We start from the raw sequence: 23,353 nt of genomic DNA, 5'->3' as shown, positions 1-23,353 counted from the left end.
GCGTTGGAGTCCAATAGGAAGCCCCCCCCTCAAGCCGAAGCTTGAGGGGGCCTGGATCCAGTCAGGGGCGTCAGACCTTGCTGAGGCTGTCCTCGTCGTCGTTTGAGTCGGTTGAATCGCTGGAGTCGGTTGAGTCGCTGCTCCTGCCAGAGACCGCAGCCTTCGCCGCAGCGAACTTCTCGTTCAGGCGGGAGTGGCGCTGGCCGTAGGCAAAGTAGATGGCAAGTCCGATTGCCAGCCAGATGGCGAAGAAGATCCAGGTTTCTACGGCCAGGTTCGTCATCAAGTAGAGGCACAGGACGGCCGAAACCACCGGAAGCACCTTGCCGAACGGAACCCGGAAAGCCGGCTTCAGGTCCGGGCGCTTCTTACGCAGCACCAGGATGCCCAGGCTCACCATGACGAAGGCTGAGAGCGTGCCGATGTTGATCATTTCCTCGAGGAGATCCACATTGGTCAGGCCAGCCACGATCGCCACGGCCGCGCCACAGATGATCTGGAGGCGGACCGGCGTCGAACGCTTCTCGCTCGTCTTGGACAGGGAGCGCGGGAGCAGCCCGTCCCGGCTCATGGCCAAGACGACGCGGGCCAGGCCCATGAGCAGCACCATGATGACGGTGGTCAAACCGATCAGAGAACCGAAGGCAATGACCTTGGCCGCGTCGGTATTTCCAACAGCCTCGAAGGCCGTGGTGAGGGTAGGACTCTTGGCTTGGGCAAGTTGTGTGTAGGACACCATGCCGGTCAGGGCCAGGGAGACCAGGATGTACAGCAGCGTCACGAGCGCCAGTCCGCCGAAGATGCCCCGCGGCAGGGTCTTCTGCGGGTTCTTGACCTCTTCCGCGGACGTGGCAACCACGTCGAAGCCGATGAACGCAAAGAACACCAAGGCTGCGCCGGCAAAAATACCCAGAGTTCCGTACTGTGCCGGAACCGCGCCGGTGAGGAAGCCAAAGAAGGACTGCTTCAAGACGTCGGCGCCGTCGTTGCCACCGGTCGGCTGCGATGCCGGGACAAAGGGCGCGTAATTGGAGAACTTGACGTAGGTGAAGCCGACCACAATCACGAACAGCACCACGGCGATTTTGATCAGCGTGAAGATGTTGCCCACGCGAGCGGAGAGCTTGGTGCCGAGCACCAGGAGCGCCGTGAAGATCGCGACAATCAGGAACGCGCCCCAGTAGAGGTCCACGCCTGCGATGTTCAGGGCCGGGGGCATGTCCACGCCCATGAGGCCGAACACCTTGCTCAAGTAGATACCCCAGTACTTGGCGATGACTGCAGCGGCGGTGAAGAGTTCAAGGATGAGGTTCCAACCGATGATCCAGGCGAGCACTTCACCCATGGTGGCGTAGGTGAAGACGTAGGCGGACCCGGCCACCGGGATGGCGGTAGCGAATTCGGCGTAGCACATGATGGCCAGGGCGCACGTGACGGCTGCGACGGCGAAGGAAATCGTCACGGCGGGCCCGGCAAAGTTCGCGGCGGCTTTGGCGCCGACGGAGAAAATCCCGGCGCCGACGGCGACGGCGACACCCATGATCATCAGATCCCAGGTGCTGAGGGAACGCTTGAGCTTGCGTCCGGGTTCATCGGCGTCCGCAATGGACTGCTCGATTGACTTGGTCCGGAAGAGGTTCATAGAAGAGTCCACAATCTTGATGAGGCGGTAGAAACAGACTCATCAAGATTAGTGTCCAGCCAATGGACCCCCACATTTGTCCCAAATCGTGAGACGCAAGGACGGTCTATTTTCAGAGCTTGGGGACGTTCCAGTCCATCAAGGTGGAGCGGATGAGGAAGCGTTTGCCCTCCGGCGACTCCACGGAGAAGCCGCTCCCCCGGCCGGCCACCACGTCCACGGTCAGGTGGGTGTGCGACCAGTAGTTGAACTGTTCCCGGGACATCCAGAACTCCAAAGGCTGGGACCGTCCGTTATCGCCGATGTCGAAAAGGCCGAGCAAAACGTCCGAGTCGCCGGTAATGAACTCGCCGGCCGGGTAGCACATAGGCGAGGAACCGTCGCAGCAACCACCGGACTGGTGGAACATGAGCGGCCCATGCTGCTGCCACAACTTCTTGAGCAATTCGATGGAGGAGGCGGTGAGCGCCACCCGGGAAAAATTTTCCCCGGGCAGCGTCACTGCGGCGTCAAGCCTGTTGTGGGGCATTAGAACCTCAGCACCACGCGGCCGTCGATCTTGGCATGCTTCATCTCGTCAAGGACCGCGTTGACCTCGGAGAGCTCACGCGTGGACACGGTCGGGTGGATCTTGCCCTGCGCGTAGAAGTCCAGCGCTTCCTCCAGGTCCTGCCGCGTCCCCACGATCGAGCCGCGAACGGTCAGGCCCTTGAGCACAATCTCGAAAATCGGTGCAGGGAAGTCTCCCGGCGGAAGACCGTTGAAGACGATGGTCCCGCCGCGCCGGGCCATGCCGATCGCCTGCCCGAATGCCGACGGATGCACGGCCGTGACCAAGACGCCGTGACAGCCTCCGGTTTCGCGCTGGATGACTTCCACAGGATCCTCGTGCAGCGCGTTGACCGTGAGCTCCGCGCCGTGCTTCCTGGCCAGGGCAAGCTTGTCGTCAGCGATGTCCACGGCCGCGACACGCAGGCCCATCGCCACCGCGTACTGGACCGCGATGTGCCCCAATCCGCCGATGCCGGAAATGGTGACCCACTGGCCCGGCCTGGCCTCGGTCATCTTCAACCCTTTGTAGACGGTGACGCCCGCGCAGAGCACCGGGGCAACCTCCACAGGATCCGAACCTGCCGGAATCCTCGCGGCGAACCGGCTGTCCACCAGCATGTACTCCCCGAACGAGCCGTCCACACTATAGCCGGCGTTCTTCTGGGCTTCGCACAGCGTTTCCCAGCCGGTCCGGCAGAACTGGCAGTCGCCACAGGCGGACCAGAGCCAGGCGTTACCCACGAGGTCCCCGACGGCCAGGTCGGTGACACCTTCACCGAGAGCCACCACTTCGCCCACCCCTTCATGGCCAGGCACGAACGGCGGTGAGGGCTTCACGGGCCAGTCCCCCTCCGCGGCGTGCAGGTCCGTGTGGCAGACGCCGCTGGTCAAGACCTTGACCAGCGCTTCCCCACGGCCGGGAACGGGAATGGGAAGGGACTGGATCTGAAGGTCTTTTCCGAATTCGGTTACTACGGCTGCTTGCATTGTCGTCGTCATTGGCGAAATCCTTGCGTCGTTGAAGCTGGATGGTGCGGTGTGGGTGCTGCTGCTTTCCTGAGGGGTGGCCAAGTGGATCGGCGGGGAGGGATCTGTGCTGATCCCTCCCCGCCGGGTTTAGCGCGGCCTAGAAGAAGCCGAGCTTGTTTTCGTTGTAGCTGACCAAGAGATTCTTGGTCTGCTGGTAGTGGTCCAGCATCATGGCGTGGTTTTCGCGTCCGATGCCGGAGGACTTGTATCCGCCGAACGCGGCACCGGCCGGGTAGGCGTGGTAGTTGTTGACCCAGACGCGGCCGGCCTGGATTTCCCGGCCTGCCCGGTAGGCGACGTTCCCGTTGCGGGACCATACGCCGGCCCCGAGTCCGTACAGGGTGTCGTTGGCGATGCCGATCGCGTCGTTGTAGTCGCTGAACTTCGTCACGGAAACCACCGGGCCGAAGATCTCCTCTTGGAAGATCCGCATCCGGTTGTGGCCCTCGAAGATGGTCGGCTGGACGTAGTAGCCGCCGGCTAGGTCACCGTCCAGCTGGGCACGGGCGCCGCCTGTGAGGATCTTGGCGCCTTCCTGCTTTCCGATGTCGATGTAGGAGAGGATCTTCTCGAGCTGGTCGTTGGAGGCCTGGGCACCAAGTTGGGTCTCGGTGTCCAGCGGGTTGCCCTGGATGATTTTGTTGGTCCGGGCCACAGCGTCCGCCATGAAGGAGTCGTAGATGCCTTCCTGGACCAGGGCGCGCGACGGGCAGGTGCAGACTTCGCCTTGGTTGAAGGCAAAGAGGGTGAAGCCTTCCTGGGCCTTGTCGTAGAACGCGTCGTTCTGCGCGGCGACGTCGTCGAAGAAGATGTTCGGGCTCTTGCCACCCAGTTCAAGGGTCACCGGGATCAGGTTCTGGGACGCGTACTGGCTGATCAACCGGCCCGTGGTGGTCTCCCCGGTAAAGGCAATCTTGCGGATCCTGGGGCTGGAAGCCAGAGGCTTGCCGGCCTCGACGCCGAAGCCGTTCACTACGTTTACCGCACCGGCAGGCAGCAGGTCGCTGATCAGCTCCATCAGGACAAGAATGGAGGACGGGGTCTGCTCTGCGGGCTTGAGGACGACGGCGTTGCCCGCGGCCAGGGCCGGGGCGAGCTTCCACACGGCCATCAGGATGGGGAAGTTCCACGGAATGATCTGGCCCACCACGCCCAGCGGCTCGCGGAAGTGGTAGGCGGTGGTGTCCTCGTCCAGCTGGGACAGGTGGCCTTCCTGGGCGCGGATCGCGGAGGCGAAGTAGCGGAAATGGTCCGCCGCCAAGGGAATGTCAGCGTTCAGGGTTTCGCGGATCGGCTTGCCGTTGTCCCAGCTCTCGGCGACGGCCAGCATTTCGAGGTTCTCGTCGATCCGGTCGGCGATTTTGTTTAGGATTGCGGCGCGCTCCGTTGCCGAGGTCTTGCCCCAGGACGGTGCGATCTTGTGCGCGGCGTCAAGTGCCAGCTCAATGTCCGCGGCCGTGCCCCGGGCAACCTCGCAGAAGGCCTTCCCGGTGACCGGGGTGATGTTTTCGAAGTACTGCCCCTTGACCGGGGCAACCCACTCGCCGCCGATCCAGTTCTCGTAACGGTCCTTGAACGTGACCTTCGAACCCTCGGCACCCGGCTGTGCATAAACAGTCATTGCTAGCTCCTTTGCTCCGCATGATGGTGGCTTTGCTATGGCTTCAGCGTAGGAGCGGGAAGGTTGCAAGCAGGTTGCAACCTTGTGGTTCAGATCACTTCGAGGCTGGTTCGAAGGCTTGAAACCTAGAGGCCAGCGGGGAAGGCATAGGAGCTCGGAAGCGGGGAGGGCGCCGATCCAAAGGAGAGCACTACCTCGTCGTGGGCCTTGAGAACCACGTCGGTTACTGGAACATCCTGCTTTGAGCCGTTCACGTAGGCTGTCCAGCCGCCGGTTCCGCCGTGCGGTGCTCCGGTGGCGTCCTTGCCGTCCAGGACACCCCATTCGGTGAGGGCCTGGCCGAGCGTGTACTTCAGTCCGGCGGTGGGCGCTTCGATGTGGAGGATGCCGGATGTGTCGTGGGTGTGCAGGGCCGAGATTCCGTTCGGCCGCCCGTCGGTCCCGAAACTGAAGCCGATTTCAGCCGGGACGGTGACGGGCTTGCCGTCCACCAGCACGTCCAGATGTGCGTGGTAATGCTCGGCGGTGCCTTCCGCCGTCAGGATGTCCAGGCCGGCAGCCTTGATTCTTTGCGCGCCCGCGGCGGGATCGAGTTCCCACGCAGGTGCAGCAGTAGTTGCCAAAGCAGAAGCCGTTGACGATGGCGCGGTCTGGGCAGGTGCTCCGCAGGCTGTGACTCCGGCAAGGAGTCCGGACACGGTCAGGGCGACGGCGAGGCGTTTGTTCAACACGGAGGAAGCTTCTTTCGTTTGGCTCGCTTCTACGATACGGGCCGAAACTTCGTATTTGCCGAATGCCACACGGTAGGCCGGCGTCAGGCCGACATCTCCGTTTCCAGGCGTTCAAGTTCGGCGACGATGGCGGCCCGCTTGGGCGAGCGCGGCGGCAGGAGCTTGAGGGCAGCGAGCCGGACATCGACGTCGTTCTTTGCCTCAGGCAGCCCGGCATACTTGAGCAGCGCCTCGGCACTGCCGTCGTTGAGGACCGCCTCGCGCAAGAGCGCGGAGACCTTCTGGCGGAGCTCCACTATGCCTGGGGCTTCCGAATGCGGCAGGACAGAGCCTTTGTAGATCTCCAGGGCGATGCGGTGGGCACCCCGCTGCAGGCAGGAAAGCACTTGGGCGGCATCCTGGCCGAGGTCGATCGGGAGCCGGTAGGGGCGGGATTCCGGGACTGCCGCGGGATCGAGTTCGCGTAGGACCTTCCGCAGGCGCACCATTTCGGCCCGGAGGGTGACCGTGAATCCATCTCCGGGATACAAGGCCAGGGCCAGTTCTTCGGCGCTGAGACCCTCGGGACGGGTGCCCAGCAATGCCAGGATCTCGCTGTGCCTGGCGGAGAGCGGAATGCTGCGCCCTCCTATGCTCAACAGCGCCTGGTCCCGGCCCAGCAGCTGAAGGCTGTTCCGGTACAGACCGGTGCCCTCTCGGGAGCCGACGGCGGAAGACGAGTTCCGCCGTCGGGCAGGCAAAGAGTGCTTAGTGGCCGAGAGCTGAAGCCTCTCGACACGCAATTGGGCCTGCGCTGCCGCCACGGTCGCTTCAACGAGCGAAAGCGTGTGGGGTGCGACGGCGGCTTCCGTGCCAGTGATGTCGACGACGCCGAGAAGCGCGCCGGAGTCAGGGTCATGGAAGGGCACGGCGGTGCAGCTCCACGGATGGACGGAACGTTTGTAGTGCTCGGCGCCGGAGATCTGGATGCCGCGGCCCAAAGCGAGCGCTGTGCCGGGCGCGCTCGTGCCCACCGCCGCCTCGGACCAATCCGCGCCGGCCACGAACATCATGCCTTCGGCACGGCGCCGCATCGCGGGATTTCCGTCCACCCACAGCAGCCGGCCGAGCTCGTCCCCCACAGCGACCAACAGCCCGCTGTCATAGCTGGGCTGGATGAGGAGCTTCTGGATGACGGGCATGATGATGGCCAGCGGGTGTTGGCGGCGGTATTCCTCGAGCTCGTCTAGGTCCATGGCCACGGGAGCTTCGGGCTGGTCCGGGTTCGCCTTGAGCTTCGCGGATCGCTGCCAGGATTCCTTGATCAGCCTGCGCAAGCCGGGAAGCTCCGCGGCGTCGGGAGGCCCAAAGCCCCAGGAGTCCAGTTGTTCGTGACCTGCGCGGGCATGGCGCTGCAGCAGCTCGGCGGCGTCGCCAACCAGAGCTGCCGGTTGGATCGGATTCCTCATCGAACTCCCAAACCTGACGCAGCGCAGTACGAGTCAGTCTAGTTGGGACGCAGGGCTTTGCCTATGGGCGTCCGGCGTCGAGCAGTTCGTTCGGCGAAATCGCGCCGCGCCGCTAGGCGCGGGAGATCCCGATCATGTCCTCGCGAGGGACCACCTTGATGCGTTCGCGTGCGACGCCGGTGCCCGGGTTTTCGGCGGACCATGCGGCACCGAGGGCGACTTCGTGCGCATCGAGCTTGTTCCAGCCTTCCCAGGTGGTGTACTCGATCCCCCGCTCTTCCAGGAGGTTGATGATGGCCTGCGGGTCCGGGTTTTCGGCCGGGGGCAGCGTGAGGCGGTCCTCCAACAGGCACCCGATGGTCTCCAAGGCGTCGCCCTTCGTGTGCCCGATCAGGCCGACTGGTCCGCGCTTGATCCAGCCAGTGGCGTAGATGCCGGGTACCGGCTTGCCGTCGGAGTCCAGGACCCGTCCGCCGTCGTTCGGAATGACCCCGCGGCGTGCATCGTACTCAATCTCGTCCAGCGGCGAACCGTGGTAGCCGATGGCGCGGTAAACGGCCTGGACTGGGTAGTCCACGAACTCGCCGGTGCCCTTGACATTGCCAGTTCCGTCCAGCTGCATGCGCTCGAACTTGATGCCGGAGACTTTGCCGGAGCCGTCTTCCGACACAATTTCCACCGGGCTGTGCAGGAAATGCAGGTGCAGCCTGCGCGACGAGGGCTGCTCGGCTTCGGCATGTTCCTCGACAAGCCAGTTGGTCAGCGTGTTGACCATGGTCTTGATCTGGTTGTTGCTGCGGATGGCCTCGTCGGAGGCTTCATCAAATTCGAAGTCCTCCGGGTACAGCACAATGTCTACGTCGTTGGAGTGCGAGAGCTCGCGCAATTCCAGCGGAGTGAACTTGATTTGTGCCGGTCCTCGGCGGCCGAAGACGTGCACATCTGTCACCGGAGAGGACTTGAGGCCGGCATAGACGTTGTCCGGGATTTCGGTCACCAAGAGGTCATCCGCGTGTTTCGCGAGCATGCGGGCCACGTCCAGTGCCACATTGCCGTTGCCGATGACCGCCACTTCCTTGGCGTCCAGCGGCCATTCGCGGGGGACATCAGGATGTCCGTCATACCAAGACACGAAGTCGGCTCCACCGAACGATCCTTCGAGTTCCACGCCGGGAATGTTCAGCTCGGCGTCCTTGACTGCTCCGGTGGAGAAGATCACCGCGTCATAGAAGGCCCGGATGTCATGCAGCGTGAGGTCGCGGCCGTAGGTGACATTGCCAAGGAAGCGGATGTCGCCGCGGTCCAGGACCTTGTGAAGCGCGTTGACGATGCCCTTGATGCGGGGGTGGTCCGGCGCCACTCCGTAGCGGATCAGCCCGTACGGCGCGGGGTATGCCTCGAAAAGGTCGATGCTGACCTCGACCTCGCCATCCTTGACCTCGCTGGATTTGGTCAGGATGTCCGCGGCGTACACGCCGGCCGGTCCCGCGCCGACAATGGCGACGCGCAGTGGACGTTTTGAGGTGGTTTCGGCCGAGTTGGACACCGTGAACCCTTCTGAGACGGGAATCCGCCCCGCGTAGTGGGGCGCGCAGTTTCCAATTCTAGTTCTCAGTTGCCTGTTGATTGTCAGCGGGTGGCGGGAGTGACACGGTGAGGCGAGGAAACTCACACAAACTTTCCGGCCGTACGGTCAGGAATACCTTCGCAACATGTGGTGTTCTTGACATTGTGCCTACGCCCGAGCAAACCGTGCCCGCCCTGTCCACCGCCCCGGACGCAGCAGCTTCTGCATCCGCCGCCGCTGAGGCAAAGAGTGCAAAAAGTGAGACGACGGCGGGGGTCGTGTTCGGCATCGGAGCGTACGGTCTTTGGGGCCTGCTTCCGCTCTACTTCGTGGTGCTGCAACCCGCCGGAGCGGTGGAAATCGTCGCCAACCGAGTGGTGTGGTCGCTCATTTTCTGCGCCCTGCTCATCACCATCACCCGGACATGGCGCCTCCTCGGCAATGCCTTCAGGGACCGGGCCGTCCTAGGACCGCTCGCCATGGCTGCCGGACTGATCGCCATCAACTGGCTGACCTACACGTTCGGCGTCACCACCGGGCACGCGGTCGAAGCCTCGCTCGGCTATTTCATCAACCCGCTCGTGTCGGTTCTCCTTGGCGTGTTCGTCCTGAAGGAAACGCTCCGCCCGCTCCAGTGGGCCGCCGTCGGGATCGGCTTCATCGCCGTCGGCGTCCTGACAGTTTCCTATGGAAAGCTGCCATGGATCGCCTTGGTCCTGGCGTTCAGCTTTGGACTCTACGGTTTCGTGAAGAAGCGCGTAGGACCGAAGGTCAACGCCATCACGAGCCTCACGGTGGAGACCGTGGTTCTCGCCCCGATCGCCGGCGCCACCATGATTGTCCTCGGCCTCACCGGAGCCGGGACCTTGGGAAGCAACGGCCCGGGCCACTTCTGGCTGCTGGCAGCTTCGGGCATCATCACCGCCGTGCCGCTCCTGTTCTTCGGTGCCTCTGCACGCCGCCTGCCCATGACGACGATCGGCCTGCTGCAATACTTCGCGCCGATCCTCCAGTTCATCGTGGCCCTGGCCGTCCTCCACGAAACCATGACCCCCGACCGCTGGGTGGGTTTCGGCATCGTGTGGCTGGCCCTGCTGCTCCTGACCGTCGACATGCTCCGCACTGCACGCAAGAACTCGGTCATGAGGAAGAGGGCACGGCTGAGCGCAGCTTGAGCAGCGCGCCCCTACGGCATCGAGTCCGCACGCTCGTAATCGCGCGGTACCACCACCATGGGCACCGGCAGCGCCCTGAGAATCTTGTTTGCGGTGCTGCCCATGAAGAGTTTGCTTCTTTCCGCCAGGCGCGATGAGCCGATGATGACCACTTCGCCGTCGATCCACTCCAAGCTGTCGATCGCTTCTTCAATGCTGCGGCCGTGGGCAACTTCCACGGTCACATCGTGCCCTTGCGGCAGACGGGAAGCAGCGTCACTCAGGACGGTGTTGGCGTGGCGATGAGACGCATTGGTGGCCTCGCCTCCAACGTCGGTGCCGGCGTCGAGCGTTACCAGCGAGACGAGCCGCAACGGCACGCCACGGCGTTTGGCCGCGCCGATGGCGGTGGCGATCGCAGCGTCGGCCCCGGAGCGCTGCCCCGTGGCCAAAGTGAACCGGGTGACGGGCTCGGTGCGGTTGAACCCGCGCGGCGCCAAAGCCACCGGAACCGGCGAAGCATGGAGCAGCCCGTTGGCAACGCTGCCTACCGTGAACCTCTTGAACAACCCGTTCCTCGACGCTCCCACCACGATCAGTCCAGCGTCGGTCCCGGCGGCCTGGATCAACCCCGAGGGGAACGATTCAGCAGGCAGCGCACGGAAGGTGGCCTCGACGTCGTCGGGCACTAACGCGAGGCTCTGGGCTTGCGCGGTCAGGACGGACTGTTCAGCGGGAGTTGCGCCAGTGCTTTCGGGGTACAGCCCCGAATAAGGAGTATGCGCGTCCACGACGTACACAAGGTCCAGTACTGCGCCCTGCGCGCGGGCCAAGGATGAGGCCAGGGCAACGGCGTCCGCGCCACGTTCGTTCGGCGTGTAGCCAACTACATATCGCATGTGAAGACCCCTTTGTCGGCGGCGAATTCCAGGGCCCGTCCGGGGAATCCGGGCAACGTTGGCCGGTCTGGATTCGCTAGCTAGGCATGACTCTACCTGCGGAACTGCTTCCCACACCCGGACATGCCCTTTCTTAAATGCCAAGGATGGACATAGTCGCGCTATGTCCATCCTTGGCACGCAAAGGTGGGCATGTCCACCTAGGTTGTGGCTAGGCGTTGGCCTTGATGGCCGCTGCCAGGACCTCGAGGCCGTCCAGGAGTAGTTCGTCGCTGATGACCAGCGGCGGCAGCAGACGGATCACGTTGCCGTAGGTACCGCAGGTCAGGATGATGACGCCTTCCTGGAGGCACGCGGCGGCAACAGCCTTTGTCAGTTCGGCGTTCGGTTCCTTGGAGCCGGCCTGGACCAGTTCGATTGCCAGCATGGCACCGCGGCCGCGGACGTCGCCGATAACGGAAACTTCAGCCGCGAGTTCACGCAAGCGGCCGAGTGCGATTTCCTCGATGTGGCGGGCGCGGGCGTTGAGGTCGTGCTGCTCCATGGTGCCGATGGCAGCAAGAGCGGCGGCACAAGCAACCGGGTTGCCGCCGTAGGTGCCGCCGAGGCCGCCCGGGTGGACGGCGTCGAGCAGGTCTGCACGGCCGGTGATCGCGGACAACGGGAGGCCGCCGGCAATGCCCTTCGCCATGGTGATGATGTCCGGGACAACACCCTCGTGGTTGACGGCGAACCATTCACCCGTGCGGCAGAAACCGGACTGGACCTCGTCGGCAATGAAGACGATGCCCTTTTCCTTGGCCCATGCGGACAGCGCCGGCAGGAAGCCTTCGGCCGGGACAATGAAGCCGCCCTCGCCCTGGATCGGCTCGATGATGATCGCCGCAACCTGGTCGCCACCGATCTGCTTCTCGATCATCGTGATGGCGCGCTTGGCGGCCTCGGCACCGGTGATTTCCGGGTTTTCCTCACGGAACGGGTAGCTCATCGGCATGCGGTAGACCTCGGGTGCGAACGGGCCGAAGTTGGTCTTGTACGGCATGGCCTTGGCTGTGAGCGCCATAGTGAGGTTGGTGCGGCCGTGGTAGGCGTGGTCGAAAGCGACGACGGCGTCACGGCCGGTTGCCAGGCGTGCCACCTTGACGGCGTTCTCCACTGCCTCGGCGCCGGAGTTGAAAAGCACGGTGCGCTTCTCGTGGTCGCCCGGAGTGAGGCGGTTCAGCTGCTCGGCGACGGCGACGTAGCCCTCGTACGGGGTGACCATGAAGCAGGTGTGGGTGAAGTGGGCTACAGCGTCCTGGACGGCCGCGACGACGGCGGGATCCGAGGCACCCACGCTGGTCACGGCAATGCCGGAGCCGAGGTCGATGAAGGAGTTGCCGTCGACGTCGCGGATGATGCCGCCGTCGGCGTCCTCAACGTAGACCGGCACGCCCGAAGAGACACCGGCAGCGACGACGGCCGCGCGGCGCTCGTTCAGGGCCTGGGACTTGGGGCCGGGGAAGACGCCGTTGATGCTGCGCTTCTGGTCCAGGCGGTAGGTGATTTCATGTGCTGTTGCGGTCATGATGGTTCTTTCTTTCTTATGCTTGCCGTGTTTGGGCGTCGGGCGCTAGGCGCCTGAGTTAGGCATCAAGTGCAGACATGACGTGCTTGATGCGCGTGTAGTCCTCGACGCCGTACATGGACAGGTCCTTGCCGTAACCGGACTGCTTGAAGCCGCCGTGCGGCATCTCAGCGGTCAGCAGGATGTGGGTGTTGATCCAGACTGCGCCGAAGTCCAGGTCGCGGCTCATCCGCATGGCGGTGCCGTGGTCCGTGGTCCAGACGCTGGATGCCAGGGCGTATTCGACGTCGTTGGCCAGTTCGAGTGCCTCGGCCTCGGTGGTGAACTTCTGGACGGTGATGACCGGGCCGAAGGTTTCCTTCTGGACGACGTCGTCCGTCTGCTTGGCGCCCGTGATGATGGTGGGCTCGAAGAAGAAGCCCTTGTCACCAGCACGGTGGCCACCGGTTTCGATCTTGCAGTTGGCCGGCAGGTGCTCCACTACCGAGTTCACGGCGTTGAAGTGGTTCACGTTGTTGAGCGGGCCGAAGTAGTTTTCGTCGTCGTTCTGCGAACCGGTGTGCAGCGTCTTGGTGTGCTCCACCATCGCGGCAACCATGTCGTCATGGATGGAATCCTGGATCAGCACGCGTGTGATCGCCGTGCAATCCTGGCCGGCGTTGAAGAACGCGAACTCGGCGATGGCCGCTGCGCTCTTCTTGACGTCGGCGTCTTTGAAGACGATGGCTGGGGCCTTGCCGCCGAGCTCCAGGTGGGCACGCTTGAGGCCCTTGGCTGCCCCGCTTGCCACGGCAATACCAGCACGGACGGAACCGGTGATCGAGACAAGGCCCGGGACCTTGTGCTCGACCATCATGGAGCCGGTGGCCGCGTTGCCGAGGACCACGTTGAGAACGCCGGCCGGGAAGATCTCGCCGGCCAGCCGTGCCAGGACCAAGGTGGATTCCGGAGTGGTATCGGAGGGCTTGAGAACAACAGTGTTGCCTGCGGCGAGGGCGGGGCCGATTTTCCAGATGCCCATGAGGAACGGGTAGTTCCACGGCGCAACCTGAGCTACGACGCCGATCGGTTCGCGGCGGACGTAAGAGGTGTGGCCCTCGAAGTACTCACCGGCAGACTTGCCTTCCATGATGCGCGCGGCGCCGGCGAAGAAACGGAGCTGGTCTGCACCAGCGGCAACTTCCTCGGACGCGATGAGGGCGCGGACCTGGCCGGTGTTTCGGTGCTGTGCCTCAACGAGCTCGTCGCTGTTTGCCTCGATGGCGTCAGCAAGCTTGAGCAGCATGAGCTGGCGCTGGCCCGGCGTGACATGCTTCCAAGACTTGAAGGCTTCCTTCGCCGCGTTCATGGCAGCATCGACGTCGGCCTCTGTGGAGATAGGCGCACGGGCGACAATCTCCCCGTTGGTGGGGTTCACGATGTCGAGCAGTTCGGTGCCTGCCGGCGTGACGAACTCGCCGTTGATGAAGTTCTGCAAGGTTTGGACCACGGTGTACAACCTCTTTCGGTGTCTAGGCATTGGTTGCAGCTGCTCCGAGCCTATGCCAGCACCCCGCGGCGCGGAATAGTCATATGCACACCCTGACCATCCCGACTTAGTGCGAATGACCAGTGCCGGGATATCCTTTTTGGCATGGCAATGTCACTCGCCGCGCTCGTCGCCTTCCCCTCTCTTCGGCTCCGCAAAGCCGGCCTCGCGGAAACTACCTGGAACGAAGATATCCGCTGGGTAGCCGTCACCGAGCAAGAGGATCCCCAGCGCTTCCTCAACGGCGGCGAGCTGATTCTGACCACCGGGCTCAGGCTCAATGGTGCCGCGGAGCAGCGCCGCTTTGTGCGCCAGGTCCAGCGCGCGGGAGCCGTTGGCATCGGCTTCGGTACCGGACTGACCCACGAGGCCGTGCCTCCGGCCCTCATTGCGGAGGCGAACCGCTGGGGCCTGCCGCTGGTGGAAGTCCCTTACGAGACCCCCTTCATCGCCATCGGCAAGCTTGTCGCTGATTCCCAATCCGCGGACCACTACTCCAAGCTGGAGCGGCTCATCGCCGGGCACCAGATCCTCGCCCGGGCGCTGCTGACCGGTGGCGGGCTCGGGGAACTGCTCAAGCAATTGGGCAGCATGCTCCGGACCGACATCGCGCTCACGCAGTTCAGCGCGCAGCTTTACAACAGTGCGGCGGGCAGTCCCGCGCCAACCGCCGAAGACTGGGCATCCTTCCCTATCCCCACTGGCCGCCGCGACGCCTGTACCTTGTGGATCAAGCAGCCTTTCGGCGACACGGGAATTGTCGGTTATGCCCAGAACCTGATCAGCGTGGAACTCAACAACATGGTCAAGCAGCGCCAAAGCCAGCGGGCTTTGGCGGGCCAAGTGCTGGACGACGTCATCCACGGAACCCTGGATACGGTCGAAGCCTCCCGCCGCCTGGCCGGCGTCGGAATCAACAGCACCCGCAAGAATGTGGTGCTGCTGGTGGTCTCCGCCGCCCACCACAAACAGCTAGGCACTACCTCCCTGCCGCAGTCCCTCGACGGCGGGGTCACCGCCGTCGTCGGGAAGGATCTGGTGACGGTGGTGCCCGACGACGGCAGTTCCGCGAGCGCGCTGGCCAAGGATCTCAGCGACCACCTTTTGGAAGCGGGGATCCACGCAGTGATCGGAATCGGTGGGGCCTACACCAAGCCGAACGGCGTGCGATGGAGCTACTTTGAAGCGCGCGACGCCGTCGCGCACGGGCTGCCGGTCAACGAACCTGAGCGGCTCAGCCTGACGTCGCTCCTGCTCGCGAGCGAAGACGTGCCGCTGGCGGACATGGCCAGTGAAGCCCTCACTCCCCTGCGCAAATTCGACTCCACCCACGGCTCCGAGCTCATTTCCACGCTGGAAAGCTACCTCAACCACAACGGTTCGGTCGCAGCCGTCGCCGAAGCCCTGACCCTGCACCGAAACACGGTGCGGTACCGGCTGGCACAAATCACGGACCTCACCGGCTACGACCCCGCCCAGACGCCGGACCGGGTGCAGCTTTGGCTTGCCTTGGCGGTGCAACGGCTGGGATCGCGCAACCCGCGCTGAGAGTTGCGCGCCGCAGGCCCAACTGACTCGCATTTGTTGCCGTTTTGAGCCCTCAGAACGGCATTAACTGCAAGTCAGTTGGGCTCCACAGCGGCTTGGAGATTTCCACCACAAAACTTTCCAACCCAAACGTCAAACGTCTAACCTTTAGATATGACCTCAACCCACCCGACACCAGACGCAATGGAAGCAACGACTGCGCCGGGCACCGGCGGAACCGCGGCGCCGAAATCCCGTGTGGTCGCCGTCGTCGGGATCATGGCCGTCGTCCTCATCGGGCTGAACCTGCGCGCCGGCATCACCAGCGCGGCGGCACTGTTCCACGATTTGCAGGCATTCCTCGGCTACGGGGCGCTCGTGGCGTCGATTCTTCCGTCCATCCCCTTGCTGTGCTTCGCCGTCGCAGGGCTCGGCACCACCTGGCTGTCGCGCCGGATCGGCGTCGAAAAGTCGATCTTCGTGGCGCTGGCGATGCTGGCTGCCGGCCTCCTGGTCCGCAGTATCCCCGCAACGGGCGCCCTCCTTGCCGGAACGGTGCTGGCGATGTCCGGCCTGGCGGTATGCAACGTGGCCATGCCGTCGTACATCCGTGAGCACTACGCGGCGAAGACCTCCATGATGACCGGCCTCTACACCTTCACCATGTCCGGCGGCGCGACCTTCGCCGCGGCGGTCAGCGTACCTCTGGCCCAGCAACTCGGCTCGCCGTCGATGGGTCTGGCCGCATGGGGGATCCTTGGCGTCGCCGCACTTCTTGGCTTCCTCCCGATGGTCCTCCACGCCCACCGCTCGTCTCGCAAGGCCAGCCAGGAGCACGTATCCATGTGGCCGCTCCTGCGCACACGGCTGGGATTCCTGATCACTTCCATCTTCACGCTGCAGGCATTCCTTGCTTATGCCGTGATGAGCTGGTTTGCCTACATTTTGACCAGCCAAGGACTCAGCGCTTCCGAGAGCGGCCTGCAATTCGGGCTCATGCAGTTGGTTTCCGTGGCCGCGGGCATGATCCTCCTGGCCATCGGCTCCCGGCCAGGCATGATGCGGCCCGCCCTGTACCTAGGTAGCGGGACGACGCTGGTGGCAATCCCCGCCATGCTGTTTCTGCCGACGTCGCTCGCCGCCGTTCCCGCGGTGATGTTCGGTTTCGGCCTGGGCATCTTCCCGCTGGTCCTGGTGATCATCAGCCGCAGCGGGCGTACGACGGCGGAAACCACCGCCATGTCCACCGTCGCCCAGTCCGTGGGCTACTTGATCGCGGCCTTGGGACCGTTCGGCATGGGGGTGCTCCACAGTGCTACTGGAGCCTGGACGCTCCCCCTTGCGCTCCTGGCCGCGGTGGCGCTTGCCCTCATGATGACCTGTCACTTGCTGACCAGCAAGCGCACGCCGATCAAGGCCGGACCGAGGCCGGTCGCATGAGCCTGGTTCCTTCGCACCGTCCCGTCCTGGCCGATGAGGTCACCAGCCAGCTGCGCAGTATGATCCAATCCGGAGAGTGGCCCCTGCAGGAGAAGATTCCGGCCGAGCCGGAGCTCATGGCCTCGCTCGGAGTCTCCCGCGGCACACTCCGCGAAGCCATCAAAGCCTTGGCGCACGGGGGCATGCTCGAAGTCCGCCGCGGTGACGGCACGTATGTCCGCGCCACCAGCGAGATCTCCGGCGCCGCCCAGCGGATGTACAAGGAGCATACGCAGGAGCACGTGGTCGAGGTCAGGGTGGGGCTAGACACCCAGGCCGCCCGACTGGCCACGAAGCACGCCACGGGCGAGGATATCGCCGCCATGCGGGCCCTTCTCCAAGTCCGCCACGACGCGTGGCTCGCGGCCGACTACCCCGCGTGGGCCCGCGCGGATTGGGACTTCCACGAACGGGTGGCGCTGGCTTCGGGCAATCCATTGCTCCACCAGCTGTATGTGTCCTTCGGCGGGGTCTTCCACGACGATCTCCTGCGCCAGCAGCGCAAGGCCGGCTTCAACGGCATTCCTCACGAAGGCCACGACGAGCTCGCCGACGCCATCGAGGCGCGCAACGAGGCCGCCGCCGTCGCGAGCGTGTACCGCAACCTGGACTTCGCCGCGGAGTGGCTCAACAGCTGACGCCCGCTCACATATACCGGGGTTTTTCCCAACGCCAGCTCACCTCTACCAGGGTTTTTCCCAACGCTCGCTCACCTCAAGTGAGCGAGCGTCCGCGGCGAAATACCCCAAAGGTGAGCGAGCGCCGGCGGGAAACACCCTAAAGGTGAGCGAGCGTCTCTCGGGCAGCCCGGGCATCTAGGCCGGAGCGGCGCTCGCCAGTTCGACGCCGGCGCCTGACGCCTCGCGGAAGGCTGCGTCAATGAGCACAACGTCGCGGCCATCCCTGTGCAGCAGGCTTGCGGCAACACCGGCCCGGTAGCCGGAGGTGCAATGCACCCAGGTTCTGACGTCCGGCAACTGCGCCATCCGGAGCAATAGCTCATGCAGCGGAACATTCACCGCGCCTTGCACGTGCGAGACGGCATATTCCTCGGTTCGGCGCACGTCCAGCACCGTGTCTCCAGGGGTTCGGGCCCGCAGCAGCCCCGTCCAGTCTGTGATCGGATACTGCACGAGGGACGTGCCTGGTGCCAGGGCCCCGGGATCGTCGCCGACTGCGGCGTCCGGGGAGTCGATTCCGATCCTCGAGAGGTCGCGGATGGCTTTTTCGACGTCGTCGTGGGCGCCCAGCAGGGTGAGCGGCTGGTTCCAAGGCAGGACCCAGCCGAGGTAGCTCGTGAAGCTCGATCCCGTCCCGTATTCAAAGGCCACGCTGCCGCGCAAATGGCTTGCGGCGAATGCCACGCGGTTACGCAGGTCCACCACCCATTCCCCATCCTCGAGCCGGCGCTCCAACTCCGCGGCTTCCACCGATTCCGGTACATCCAGCCCAGCGGGGCCCGGACCGACGGAATTGAGCGGGCTCATGTGCGCGTAGTAGCTCGGGTAGGCAGTGATATTGGCGAGGAGGTGCCGGACAAAATGGTCTTCGTCCGGGTCGGTGAGCGCATGGTTGGTGGCGGTCTGCTCCCCGATCGTCGAGGCGGGGATCCTGCTCGCAGGGCCGATGGAGCAGAAAGAACCGAAGCCATGGGTGGGATAGAGGACCGCGTCCGGGGCTGCCTCAGCCACGAGCCGCCGAACCGAGGCGTACTGGTCGTGGGCCAGCCCGGCCGTGTCCTCGGGGCCAAGCAAATCTGTCCGGCCGACCGACCCGTAAAGCAGGCTGCCACCCGAAAACACGGCTTGCCGTAGGCCCGCTCCGGGGTCGGGGTCCGAAACCACATAGGCCAGGTGCGTGTGCGTATGGCCCGGGGTGGCCACTGGCTTGACGGAAAGTCTGCCTACCTTGAACGCCTGCCCAGGAGCAACTGGCTCACGTTCAAACGCGACGCTGTCCGCGGCATTCACCAAGTAGCGGGCGGTGTGGTCCCGGGCAAGAACGAGGCCACCCGTGAGGTAGTCGTTGTGGAGGTGGGTTTCAGCGACGTGCGTGATGGCAACACCTGCGCTGCGAGCGGCTGTTTCGACGCGGTCGGTATCGCGCTGGGGGTCGACCACGAGCGCCACCGTGCCGTCATGAACGAGGTAGCTGCGGTCCCCCAGTTGGGTCGTTTCGACGACGACGACGTCCATGAGGCGAGTCTAACCCCGATAACAAACAACGCGGGGTCACTTAGCGCCCATTCCGATGCTCCGGATGGGCGCTAAGTGACCCCGCGTTGCTTGGGGCCTTGAGGCAGTAGACCTAGACCTGGGCCGCCACGCCGTCGCGGGAAATATCCACCATGTCCTCACGCGGCACAACCTTGATGCGTTCGCGCTTGACCTCGACGCCGTGCGATGTACCAGCTTCGGAAGCTGCGGCACCCAGAGCAAGCTCGTGGGCGTCCAGTGCCAGCCAGCCTTCCCAGCTGGTGAACTTCACGCCGCGGGCGTCCAGGAGATCGACGACGGCGTCTGCCTCGGGAACGGGGGCGAACGGCAGGTTTTCGCGGTCTTCCAGGAGGTAGGTGACCGTCTCCAGAGCGTCGCCCTTGGTGTGCCCGATGAGGCCGACGGGGCCGCGCTTGATCCAACCCGTGGCGTACAGGCCAGGAACGTGCCCGCCGGAAGCGTCCAGCACGCGGCCGCCGTCGTTCGCGACGACCCCGCGGCGGTGGTCGAACTCAACGTCCGGCAGGGCAGAACCGAAGTAGCCGATGGCGCGGTACACGGCCTGGACCGGGTAGTCGACGAACTCGCCCGTGGCGCGCGCGTTGCCGGTGCCGTCCAGCTCGGTGCGCTCGAACTTAATCGCGGCAACCTTGCCCGGAGCCTCTGCGGAATCCACGATCTCCACAGGGCTGTGCAGGAAGTGCAGGTGCAGGCGGCGGGAGGCCTTGAGCTCGGAGAGGTCCTCGGGCTGCTCTGCGATCCAGTTGGTGAGCGTGCCCACCATGGTCTTGGTCTGGTTGTTCGTCTGGATCTGGCGGTCCGACTCTTCGTCGAACTCGAAGTCTTCGGCGTAGAGGATGATGTCCACATCCTTGGAGTGGGACAGCTCGCGGAGCTCCAGCGGGGTGAACTTCACCTGTGCCGGTCCGCGACGGCCGAAGACGTGAACGTCCGTGACCGGGGATGCCTTGAGGCCGGCGTAAACATTATCCGGAATCTCGGTGACCAGGAGGTCATCGGCGTGCTTGGAGAGGACACGGGCCACGTCCAGTGCCACGTTGCCGTTGCCAAGCACAGCCACGGAGGTGGCTACCAACGGCCACTCGCGGGAGACGTCAGGGTGGCCGTCGTACCAGGAGACGAAGTCGGCGCCGCCGAAAGAGCCCTCAAGCTCGATGCCCGGGATGTTCAGGTCCGCGTCCTTGATGGCGCCGGTGGCGAAGATGACGGCGTCATAGTGTGTGCGCAGGTCCTCGATGGAGATGTCCGTGCCGTAGTCCACGTTGCCGAAGAAGCGGATGTCGCCGCGGTCCAGGACCTTGTGCAGGGCGTTGACGATGCCCTTGATGCGGGGGTGGTCCGGGGCGACGCCGTAGCGGATCAGGCCGTAGGGAGCCGGGTAGCGGTCGAAGAGGTCGATGCTGACCGTCAGCTCGCCGCTCTTGACGGCCTCGCTCTTGGTCAGGATGTCCGCAGCGTAGACGCCGGCCGGGCCGGAGCCGACGACGGCGACGCGCAGCGGGCGTGCAGCGGTTCCTACGGTGGTGCTAGATGACACGGCTGTGTTCCTTTTCAGTGTGCTTCCCAACTAGCTCGCAATTGTTGTCGTTTTGAGAGCTCATAACGACACCTACTGCGAGCTAGTTGGGTGAGGGGCTAGGGAGTAACGACGCGGGGCTTGTTGGGGCTCAGGGTGCTGTAGTCAGCGGTCTTGAAATGCTCGGGGGCGAACGGGCTGACACGCACAACATCGCCGATCACAATCACTGCGGGATTTGCGACGCCGGTGGCCTCGGCTTGGTCGGCGATGGTCGCCAAGGTGCCGATCGTGACGCGCTGTTCGGGCATGTAGCCGTTCTCTACGATACCTACCGGCGTGTCCAAGGGCATTCCGGATGCCGCGAGGGCAGCCGCGGATTCACGGAGTTTGGCGACACCCATGAGCAGGATAACGGTGTGGTCGGGACGGGCCGGGACCTCGGATAGTTCCTCGTGGCCGGTCACCACGCTGAAACCCTTTGCGAGTCCGCGGTGCGTCACGGGAATGCCTGCTGCCGCGGGCACGGAGATCGCTGAGGTGACACCGGGAACCACTTCAACCTCGACGCCGTTCTGCCGGCAGAATTCCGCTTCCTCGCCGCCGCGGCCCAACACATAGGGGTCGCCGCCCTTGAGCCTGACCACGCGGTGGCCCGCGAGTGCCTCCGCCACCAGGATCCGGTTGATCTCCAGCTGCGGCACGGGGTGGTGTCCGGGGGTCTTCCCGACCTCGATCACGCGGACGTCCGGAGCGAGTTCCTGAAGCAAGTCGCGCGGTCCGAGGCGGTCTGCGACGACGACGTCGGCCTGGCCCAGGAGACGGCGTCCGCGGACCGTGATGAGCCCGGAGTCGCCGGGACCGCCACCCACCAGGGCGACGCTTCCGGTTGAAGCCCGACGACGGCGGAGCGGAAGGTCACCGACCTCAAGTGCGGTAGCAACGGCGTCGCGCAAGGCCATGGCGCGGCGGGGGTCTCCGCCGGCGTTGATGGCGATCTTGACGTCGTCCACAACGGCCACGGCCGGGGTCCATGCCGCCGAGGATTCGTGGTCCGAGGCGTTTACGCACCAGATGCGCTGCGCCTCGGCGTCGGCGGCTACCTGGGCGTCCACAGCGGCAACGCCAGTGGCCGTCTGGACGAACCAGACGCCGTCGACGTCGGAGGAAAGGTAAGTGCGCGGCTCCCAGGTGAGCAGGCCGGAGGCTGCGAGTTCGCGGAGCGCGTCAGAGGCAACGGGGGCCACCACGGTCACCCGGGCGCCGGCGTCGAGCAGTCCCTTGGCGCGTCGCGCAGCCACGGGTCCGCCGCCCACCACCAGCACCGGGCGGCCAAGCAGCCGCAGGGCTGTGGGGTAGATGTCCTGTATTGCCATGAAAAAACTGTAGGGCCGGGCCGTAACATGCTTCAAAGGTCCGGAAACACCAGTTCACGCTAGGTAACCCTGCGTCACATTCCTCTTACGGTGTGGGTGTTTCCCAGCCGATCGCCGGGGCCACGTATTTGGCGATGTTGCCTAGCAGCTTGGCGTTGTACTCAACCCCGAGTTGGTTGGGCACGGTGACGAGCACCGTGTCCGCAGCCTGGACCGCGGCGTCCTTCGCGAGGTCCTCCGCCAATGCATCGGGCTCGCCGACGTAGCTCTTTCCGAACCGCGACAAGGCACCGTCGAGCATGCCCACTTGGTCCCGGTTCTCCACCTGCGCGCGGAGCCCGAAATAGTGTTCGTCCTCGGCGTCCACCACGGGAATGATGCTGCGGCTGACCGAGACTCGCGGCTCAAAGCCATGTCCGGCTGCTGCCCATGCCTCCCGGAACATCCTGATCTGTTCAGCCTGGAGCTGGTCGAACGGAACCCCGGTGTCCTCGGTGAGGAGCGTGGAACTCATCAGGTTCATCCCCTGTTCCGCGGCCCAGACGGCGGTCTTGCGAGTGCCGGCGCCCCACCAAATGCGCCGCGGCAACCCTGGTGACGTCGGCTGGATCGGCAGGAGGCCACGGCCGCCGCCCATGAAAGATGGGTCAGCCTCCGCCACGCCATGGCCTGCGATGGCATGGCGGAACACTGCCGTGTGGCGGCGGGCCATCGCGGCGTCGTCCTCACCCTCGGCATGCGCGTAGCCGAAGTACCGCGCGCCGTGTAGTGCCGGCTCCGGTGAACCACGGCTGATGCCCAACTGGAGCCTGCCTTGGCTAATGAGATCCGTGGCTGCTGCTTCCTCGGCCATGTACAGGGGGTTCTCGTAGCGCATGTCGATCACGCCGGTGCCCATCTCGATCCGGCTGGTCCGGGCCGCGATGGCAGCCAACAAGGGGAACGGCGAGGACTGCTGGCGCGCAAAGTGGTGCACGCGGAAGAAGGCTCCATTGATGCCGAGCTCCTCCGCCGCTACTGCGAGGTCGATCCCCTGCAGCAGGGCGTCGCCGGCCGAGGGAGTCAGCGAGCCTTGGACGGGCCCCCAATGGCCGAAGGAGAGAAAACCGATTCGTTTCATGCCCGCGTCAACCACAGGGTGGGCCGGGGAATTCCTTAGCGCGTGCTCGAAGAGCACGCTCGCGCCGCCGAGCACGCCCTCAGGAAGCACGCCGGAGCCGCCGTGCCGCAAGGGAAACCCCGAAGTCCGCTATCGCCGGGCGGGATCAGACCCGCACCGCCGCTGGCCGCCCCGGCCGCGACTGGCGCAACTTGGCGCCCGTCACCTATCGCAACCTCGCCCGCGTCACCCCCTGCGCCGCTTAATCCCTGCCTGAGGCACGAAAGAGCCCCGTCCCTACTTGCTTGGATTCTAGGGGTCGTTGCAACACCTGTTGGTTAGGTGGTTAGTAGTAAATCACGTAAACGCTCGGCTGGAGTA

The 23,353-nt window shown here is 64.6% G+C and carries 18 protein-coding genes; 4 read left to right on the top strand and 14 right to left on the bottom strand.

Annotated elements, in window-relative coordinates:
• Positions 1 to 70: 70 nt before the first annotated feature.
• The 7 genes from OOZ51_RS20160 to OOZ51_RS20130 all read right to left on the bottom strand — a co-directional run bounded on the left by OOZ51_RS20160 (position 71) and on the right by OOZ51_RS20130 (position 8,569).
• Complete coding sequence (locus tag OOZ51_RS20160) at positions 71 to 1,642, bottom strand: amino acid permease (protein WP_265981589.1); 1,572 nt, start codon at positions 1,640 to 1,642, stop codon at positions 71 to 73.
• Positions 1,643 to 1,754: 112 nt separating this feature from the next.
• Entirely contained in the window at positions 1,755 to 2,171 is a 417-nt protein-coding gene (locus OOZ51_RS20155; RefSeq protein WP_265981588.1) for a DUF779 domain-containing protein, read from the bottom strand.
• On the bottom strand, positions 2,171 to 3,193 hold the full coding sequence (adhP, locus tag OOZ51_RS20150) for an alcohol dehydrogenase AdhP (protein ID WP_265981587.1): 1,023 nt from the start codon (positions 3,191 to 3,193) through the stop codon (positions 2,171 to 2,173). The genes OOZ51_RS20155 and adhP overlap by 1 nt, the downstream gene beginning before the upstream one ends.
• A gap of 127 nt (positions 3,194 to 3,320) precedes the next feature.
• Positions 3,321 to 4,844: an acetaldehyde dehydrogenase ExaC gene (exaC, locus tag OOZ51_RS20145; RefSeq protein WP_265981586.1), complete on the bottom strand. Its 1,524-nt coding sequence runs from the start codon at positions 4,842 to 4,844 to the stop codon at positions 3,321 to 3,323.
• Positions 4,845 to 4,969: 125 nt separating this feature from the next.
• On the bottom strand, positions 4,970 to 5,575 hold the full coding sequence (locus OOZ51_RS20140; protein WP_265981585.1) for a hypothetical protein: 606 nt from the start codon (positions 5,573 to 5,575) through the stop codon (positions 4,970 to 4,972).
• An 83-nt stretch (positions 5,576 to 5,658) separates the two neighbouring features.
• A complete protein-coding gene (locus OOZ51_RS20135) occupies positions 5,659 to 7,023 on the bottom strand; it encodes a GAF domain-containing protein (RefSeq protein WP_265981584.1) in 1,365 nt (454 codons plus the stop codon).
• 112 nt (positions 7,024 to 7,135) lie between these two features.
• Complete coding sequence (locus OOZ51_RS20130) at positions 7,136 to 8,569, bottom strand: FAD-dependent oxidoreductase (protein ID WP_265981583.1); 1,434 nt, start codon at positions 8,567 to 8,569, stop codon at positions 7,136 to 7,138.
• 215 nt (positions 8,570 to 8,784) lie between these two features.
• Between OOZ51_RS20130 and rarD the strand changes: the two genes are divergently transcribed.
• Positions 8,785 to 9,765, top strand: coding sequence for an EamA family transporter RarD (gene rarD / locus OOZ51_RS20125; RefSeq protein ID WP_416346415.1), 981 nt, complete (start codon positions 8,785 to 8,787; stop codon positions 9,763 to 9,765).
• An 11-nt stretch (positions 9,766 to 9,776) separates the two neighbouring features.
• Here rarD and OOZ51_RS20120 read toward each other — a convergent pair whose 3' ends face one another.
• The 3 genes from OOZ51_RS20120 to OOZ51_RS20110 all read right to left on the bottom strand — a co-directional run bounded on the left by OOZ51_RS20120 (position 9,777) and on the right by OOZ51_RS20110 (position 13,699).
• Positions 9,777 to 10,643, bottom strand: coding sequence for a universal stress protein (locus OOZ51_RS20120; RefSeq protein ID WP_265981580.1), 867 nt, complete (start codon positions 10,641 to 10,643; stop codon positions 9,777 to 9,779).
• A 211-nt stretch (positions 10,644 to 10,854) separates the two neighbouring features.
• Complete coding sequence (gene gabT / locus OOZ51_RS20115; protein WP_265981579.1) at positions 10,855 to 12,210, bottom strand: 4-aminobutyrate--2-oxoglutarate transaminase; 1,356 nt, start codon at positions 12,208 to 12,210, stop codon at positions 10,855 to 10,857.
• Positions 12,211 to 12,268: 58 nt separating this feature from the next.
• Complete coding sequence (locus tag OOZ51_RS20110; RefSeq protein ID WP_265981578.1) at positions 12,269 to 13,699, bottom strand: gamma-aminobutyraldehyde dehydrogenase; 1,431 nt, start codon at positions 13,697 to 13,699, stop codon at positions 12,269 to 12,271.
• Positions 13,700 to 13,843: 144 nt separating this feature from the next.
• On the opposite strand from OOZ51_RS20110, the gene OOZ51_RS20105 reads away from it, so the two are divergent.
• The 3 genes from OOZ51_RS20105 to OOZ51_RS20095 all read left to right on the top strand — a co-directional run bounded on the left by OOZ51_RS20105 (position 13,844) and on the right by OOZ51_RS20095 (position 17,382).
• Positions 13,844 to 15,286 carry a PucR family transcriptional regulator gene (locus OOZ51_RS20105; protein WP_265981576.1) on the top strand — a complete coding sequence of 481 codons (1,443 nt, stop codon included), beginning with the start codon at positions 13,844 to 13,846 and terminating at the stop codon, positions 15,284 to 15,286.
• A gap of 183 nt (positions 15,287 to 15,469) precedes the next feature.
• On the top strand, positions 15,470 to 16,705 hold the full coding sequence (locus OOZ51_RS20100; RefSeq protein ID WP_265981575.1) for an MFS transporter: 1,236 nt from the start codon (positions 15,470 to 15,472) through the stop codon (positions 16,703 to 16,705).
• Positions 16,702 to 17,382: a FadR/GntR family transcriptional regulator gene (locus OOZ51_RS20095; protein ID WP_265981573.1), complete on the top strand. Its 681-nt coding sequence runs from the start codon at positions 16,702 to 16,704 to the stop codon at positions 17,380 to 17,382. The genes OOZ51_RS20100 and OOZ51_RS20095 overlap by 4 nt, the downstream gene beginning before the upstream one ends.
• 177 nt (positions 17,383 to 17,559) lie before the next feature.
• Here the strand turns inward: OOZ51_RS20095 and OOZ51_RS20090 are convergent, their stop codons facing one another.
• From OOZ51_RS20090 to OOZ51_RS20075, 4 genes are all read right to left on the bottom strand, one after another.
• Entirely contained in the window at positions 17,560 to 18,939 is a 1,380-nt protein-coding gene (locus OOZ51_RS20090) for an MBL fold metallo-hydrolase (RefSeq protein WP_265981572.1), read from the bottom strand.
• A gap of 112 nt (positions 18,940 to 19,051) precedes the next feature.
• Entirely contained in the window at positions 19,052 to 20,518 is a 1,467-nt protein-coding gene (locus OOZ51_RS20085; RefSeq protein WP_265981571.1) for an FAD-dependent oxidoreductase, read from the bottom strand.
• A gap of 98 nt (positions 20,519 to 20,616) precedes the next feature.
• Positions 20,617 to 21,873, bottom strand: a complete 1,257-nt coding sequence (gene cobA, locus OOZ51_RS20080; RefSeq protein WP_265981570.1) for a uroporphyrinogen-III C-methyltransferase — start codon at positions 21,871 to 21,873, stop codon at positions 20,617 to 20,619.
• A gap of 85 nt (positions 21,874 to 21,958) precedes the next feature.
• Positions 21,959 to 22,993 carry an LLM class flavin-dependent oxidoreductase gene (locus tag OOZ51_RS20075; protein WP_265981598.1) on the bottom strand — a complete coding sequence of 345 codons (1,035 nt, stop codon included), beginning with the start codon at positions 22,991 to 22,993 and terminating at the stop codon, positions 21,959 to 21,961.
• Between the last annotated feature and the right edge of the window lie 360 nt (positions 22,994 to 23,353).

It is taken from the genome of Arthrobacter rhizophilus, from assembly GCF_026241105.1.
Classification (GTDB): domain Bacteria; phylum Actinomycetota; class Actinomycetes; order Actinomycetales; family Micrococcaceae; genus Arthrobacter.
Note: the sequence above shows the minus strand (reverse complement) of the source record. Positions and strands in the feature narration are given on the sequence as shown.

What these genes read in the sequence shown, in the direction of transcription:
- OOZ51_RS20160 (WP_265981589.1), bottom strand. Translation starts at nt 1,642, where the DNA reads ATGAACCTCTTCCGGACCAAGTCAATCGAGCAGTCCATTGCGGACGCC.
- OOZ51_RS20155 (WP_265981588.1), bottom strand. Translation starts at nt 2,171, where the DNA reads ATGCCCCACAACAGGCTTGACGCCGCAGTGACGCTGCCCGGGGAAAAT.
- adhP (WP_265981587.1), bottom strand. Translation starts at nt 3,193, where the DNA reads ATGACGACGACAATGCAAGCAGCCGTAGTAACCGAATTCGGAAAAGAC.
- exaC (WP_265981586.1), bottom strand. Translation starts at nt 4,844, where the DNA reads ATGACTGTTTATGCACAGCCGGGTGCCGAGGGTTCGAAGGTCACGTTC.
- OOZ51_RS20135 (WP_265981584.1), bottom strand. Translation starts at nt 7,023, where the DNA reads ATGAGGAATCCGATCCAACCGGCAGCTCTGGTTGGCGACGCCGCCGAG.
- OOZ51_RS20120 (WP_265981580.1), bottom strand. Translation starts at nt 10,643, where the DNA reads ATGCGATATGTAGTTGGCTACACGCCGAACGAACGTGGCGCGGACGCC.
- gabT (WP_265981579.1), bottom strand. Translation starts at nt 12,210, where the DNA reads ATGACCGCAACAGCACATGAAATCACCTACCGCCTGGACCAGAAGCGC.
- OOZ51_RS20105 (WP_265981576.1), top strand. Translation starts at nt 13,844, where the DNA reads ATGGCAATGTCACTCGCCGCGCTCGTCGCCTTCCCCTCTCTTCGGCTC.
- OOZ51_RS20100 (WP_265981575.1), top strand. Translation starts at nt 15,470, where the DNA reads ATGGAAGCAACGACTGCGCCGGGCACCGGCGGAACCGCGGCGCCGAAA.
- OOZ51_RS20095 (WP_265981573.1), top strand. Translation starts at nt 16,702, where the DNA reads ATGAGCCTGGTTCCTTCGCACCGTCCCGTCCTGGCCGATGAGGTCACC.
- OOZ51_RS20090 (WP_265981572.1), bottom strand. Translation starts at nt 18,939, where the DNA reads ATGGACGTCGTCGTCGTCGAAACGACCCAACTGGGGGACCGCAGCTAC.
- cobA (WP_265981570.1), bottom strand. Translation starts at nt 21,873, where the DNA reads ATGGCAATACAGGACATCTACCCCACAGCCCTGCGGCTGCTTGGCCGC.
- OOZ51_RS20075 (WP_265981598.1), bottom strand. Translation starts at nt 22,993, where the DNA reads ATGAAACGAATCGGTTTTCTCTCCTTCGGCCATTGGGGGCCCGTCCAA.